Origin of the sequence: Arthrobacter sp. SO3 (assembly GCF_020532825.1) — a bacterium.
Taxonomy (GTDB): domain Bacteria; phylum Actinomycetota; class Actinomycetes; order Actinomycetales; family Micrococcaceae; genus Arthrobacter.
The window spans coordinates 31430-35010 of sequence record NZ_MQTS01000243.1; the positions used below are offsets into that span (position 1 = coordinate 31430).

General features: G+C 62.7%; 4 protein-coding genes. All 4 read right to left on the reverse strand.

Going from position 1 to position 3581, the window contains the following annotated elements; translation table 11 throughout:
* On the reverse strand, positions 1-378 hold a 378-nt coding region (locus BJQ90_RS21020), incomplete at its 3' end, for a cytochrome c oxidase subunit 4 (RefSeq protein WP_226762117.1).
* The gene (gene ctaD / locus BJQ90_RS21025; RefSeq protein ID WP_226762118.1) at positions 375-2099 is read right to left on the reverse strand and encodes a cytochrome c oxidase subunit I; all 1725 of its coding nucleotides are present in this window, start codon (positions 2097-2099) and stop codon (positions 375-377) included. The genes ctaD and BJQ90_RS21020, both read right to left, overlap by 4 nt.
* A gap of 10 nt (positions 2100-2109) precedes the next feature.
* On the reverse strand, positions 2110-2982 hold the full coding sequence (coxB, locus tag BJQ90_RS21030; protein WP_226762119.1) for a cytochrome c oxidase subunit II: 873 nt from the start codon (positions 2980-2982) through the stop codon (positions 2110-2112).
* A 200-nt stretch (positions 2983-3182) separates the two neighbouring features.
* Positions 3183-3572 carry a HesB/IscA family protein gene (locus tag BJQ90_RS21035; protein WP_024368088.1) on the reverse strand — a complete coding sequence of 130 codons (390 nt, stop codon included), beginning with the start codon at positions 3570-3572 and terminating at the stop codon, positions 3183-3185.
* Positions 3573-3581: the final 9 nt, after the last annotated feature.

Genomic DNA, 3581 nt, shown 5'->3' on the forward strand with positions numbered 1-3581 from the left:
GTATTCGTAAACCCAGCCGACCAAACCGACGATTGCAAGACCGCCCGCGATGTAGACGATCCAGAATCCAACGGCAAGGCCGAGGAATCCGGCCGCGCAGGCCAGTCCGAGGACCAGCGGCCACCAGCTCCACGGGCTGAAGTGGCCCTGCTCGCCGGCGCCCTCGTGGATCTCTGCATCGCTGCGGTCCTCGGGACGCATGCCGACGCGCTTCGCGGTGAAGGCGAGGTAGGCGCCGACCATGCCGGCGAGGCCGCCAAGCAGGAGGATGCCGAGGGCACCGACCCATTCAGTCCAGCCGGTCAGGAATCCGTAGACCGCTGCCACCGGGATGAAGAAGAAGGCTCCGAATCCGAAAAGTCTTGATTCGATTTTCACTTGGCTTGATCCTTCTGGTCGGCGTTACCGAGCGCTGCCGCTGCCGGGGCAGGCGAATCGATGGTGTAGGACTGGGACAGTTCGGGGTGGTGCAGGTCCAGGGCAGGACGCTCCGACCGGATCCGCGGCAGCGACGTGAAGTTGTGCCGCGGCGGCGGGCAGGAGGTTGCCCATTCGAGCGAGGCTCCGAAGCCCCACGGGTCATCAACCGTGACCCGCTCGTTGCTGCGCCAGGTGATGTAGACGTTCCAGAAGAACGGGATCAGAGAGGCGCCAAGCAGGAATGAGGAGTACGTGGAGAACTGGTTCATCCAGGTGAAGTTGTCCTGCGGCATGTAGTCCGCGTAGCGGCGGGGCATGCCCTCGACGCCCAGCCAGTGCTGGATGAGGAAGGTGCCGTGGAAGCCGAGGAACAGCATCCAGAAGTGGATCTTGCCGAGGCGCTCGTTGAGCATCTTGCCGGTCCATTTCGGCCACCAGAAGTAGAATCCGGCGAACATCGCGAACACCACGGTGCCGAAGACGACGTAGTGGAAGTGGGCCACCACGAAGTAGGAGTCCGAGACGTGGAAGTCCAGCGGCGGGGAGGCCAGGATGATGCCGGTCAGTCCGCCGAAGAGGAACGTCGCCAGGAAGCCGATGCTCCACAGCATGGGGGTTTCGAATGTGATGGAACCCCGCCACATGGTGCCGATCCAGTTGAAGAACTTCACGCCGGTCGGGACGGCGATAAGCATCGTCATGAAGGAGAAGAACGGCAGCAGGACCGAGCCGGTGACGTACATGTGGTGGGCCCACACGGTCACGGAGAGCGCGGCGATGGAGATCGTGGCGTAGACAAGGCCCTTGTAGCCGAAGATCGGCTTGCGGCTGAAGACCGGGAAGATTTCCGAGACGATGCCGAAGAACGGCAGGGCGATGATGTAGACCTCGGGGTGCCCGAAGAACCAGAACAGGTGCTGCCAGAGGACGGCGCCGCCGTTCTCCGGGTCAAAGATGTGGGCTCCGAAGCGGCGGTCCGCGCCGAGGGCGAAGAGGGCTGCTGCCAGCGGCGGGAAGGCCATCAGGACCAGGATGGACGTGACGAGGATGTTCCAGGTGAAGATCGGCATCCGCCACATGGTCATGCCGGGGGCACGCATGCAGATGATCGTGGTGATGAAGTTGACCGCGCCCAGGATGGTGCCGAAGCCGGTGAGCGCCAGGCCAAAGACCCAGAGGTCACCGCCCACACCCGGGCTGAACGTCGTGTTGGACAGCGGCGCGTAAGCGAACCAGCCAAACGATGCCGCACCCTGCGGGGTGACGAAGCCGGACACGGCGATGGTGGAGCCGAAGAGGAAGAACCAGAAGGCCAGTGCGTTCAGCCGCGGGAAGGCGACATCGGGGGCGCCGATCTGCAGCGGCATCATGACGTTGGCGAAGCCCGCGAACAGCGGCGTTGCGAACATCAGCAGCATGACGGTGCCGTGCATGGTGAACAGCTGGTTGTACTGCTCCTTGGTCTGCAGGATCTGCATGCCGGGTTCGAACAATTCGGCGCGGATCAGGAGCGCCATGACTCCGCCGAAGCAGAAGAACACGAACGACGCGATCAGGTACATGTACCCGATGGTCTTGTGGTCGGTCGTGGTGATCCAGTTGACGACGATGCGCCCCTTGGATTTCGGTACTACGGGAGCCTCAAGGATCCCGGTGGGCTGGGAATAGGTAGTTGCCACGTCGCTCCCCTTACTTGGTTTCGGTCGGGGCCGGGTTGCGGTCGTACTCTTCGCCGAGTAGGCCGGTGTTGCCGTCCTGGCGCAGCTTTTCCAGGTGCGCCTGGAACTCGGCGTCGGAAACGACCTTCACGCGGAACAGCATTTCGGAGTGGTATTCGCCACAGAGTTCGGCGCACTTGCCGTCGTAGGTCCCCTCCTTGGTGGGGGTGAACCTGATGTAGTTGGTCTTTCCGGGGATCATGTCGCGCTTCTGCAGGAAGGCGGGAACCCAGAAGGAGTGGATGACGTCGCGGGCATTCAATTCGAGGTCAACCGACTTGTTGACCGGCAGGTAAAGCGTCGGCAGCTTTTCCTTGTCAACGTCGTTGCCGGTGAGGTGCGCCTGGACGCCGGCTTCGTGGACATCCGCGCGGATCACATCGCCCTGCTTGTAGTTGAAGTCCCAGGCCCACTGCTTGCCTCGGACGTCAACGACGACGTCGGCCGGCTGGGCGCGGTTGTCGATCGCCTGCTGGTCCTGGTCGGTGAAGTAGAAAAACACCAGGACCATAAACAGCGGAATCGTCAGGTAAAAGACTTCAAGCGGCAGGTTGAAGCTGTTCTGCCGGGGGAAACCCACGGTGCCTTTGCGGCGCCGGTAGGCGACGATGCACCAGATCATCAGGCCCCAGGTAATGACGCCCACGACCAGCGCGGCAATCCATGAGTTGACCCAGAGGTCCATGATGCGGTCAGTGTGGTTGGTGGTGCCACGCTCGGTGGGCAGCCACCCTTTCTGTACCTCTGGTGAACATCCAGTCAAAGCCAACGCGCCGGCGAGTGCCAAGCCAGTGATCGTAGTGATCTGTTTGCGTCGGCTGCCGGTTCGGTTCTGCGAACTCACAGACGGCCCTTCCTACTTGTTGCTGTCGCCCCGGGCCGGAAACTGGCTGTCAGGGCACACTAAAAGTTTTACTACTCGGTGTAGAGCTTACCGCTCCACACGAGTTTTCGCCCACATGTCCGCGCCGTGCGTCGGGACCTTTTTGCGGCGTCCGTTCGTTGGGCAACCTGCGGCACTAAGGCCGGGCAGTTTGCCCGGCCTTAGTGGAAGGAATCACCGCAGGCGCAGGAGCCGCCGGCGTTGGGGTTGTCGATCGTGAAGCCCTGCTTGGAGATGGTGTCCTCGAAGTCGATGCTGGCACCGCTGAGGTACGGGACGCTCATCTTGTCGACAACAACTTCCACCCCGTCGTAGTCGCGGACAGCGTCTCCGTCGAGGAGCCGCTCGTCGAAGTAGAGCTGGTAGATGAGGCCGGAGCAACCGCCGGGCTGGACGGCGACGCGGAGGCGCAGGTCGGTGCGGCCCTCCTGCTCGAGCAGGCTGCGGACCTTGCCGGCCGCGACGTCGGTCAGCTTGACCTCGTGCGTGGCCAGTTCCTCGCCCGCCGTGGCGGTGGTGTCGGCGCTGTTTTCATTGGTTGTAGTGCTCATGGCCTACCT